At 50.0% G+C, this 258-nt stretch carries 1 protein-coding gene; it reads left to right on the forward strand.

Annotation, left to right across the window (positions count from 1 at the left end; all coding sequences use genetic code 11):
• Positions 1 to 258 (forward strand): YncE family protein (locus SB756_RS32090; RefSeq protein WP_410913504.1); only part of this gene is annotated, 258 nt, incomplete at both ends.

The following is a 258-nucleotide window of genomic DNA, read 5'->3' on the forward strand; positions in this document are numbered from 1 at the left end:
CAAACATTGTGGTGGCTGTAAAGATCAGGGCGTCAGATCGCTGACGCTAAGCCCGGATGAAACGTTGCTTTATGCGACTTCATTTGAAGCGAATGCGTTATCGGTCATTAACGTGGCGACGGGGGAGATTATTCAGTCGATTACCACCGGTGCACATCCTGACAGCCTTATCCTCTCGCGTGATGGCACAAAAGCCTGGGTGATGAATCGCACCAGTAATAGTGTGTCAGCCATTGATCTGGTGGCTTATCAGCATGT

Origin of the sequence: Pseudomonas sp. SIMBA_068 (genome assembly GCF_046534705.1) — a bacterium.
Taxonomy (GTDB): domain Bacteria; phylum Pseudomonadota; class Gammaproteobacteria; order Pseudomonadales; family Pseudomonadaceae; genus Aquipseudomonas; species Aquipseudomonas putida.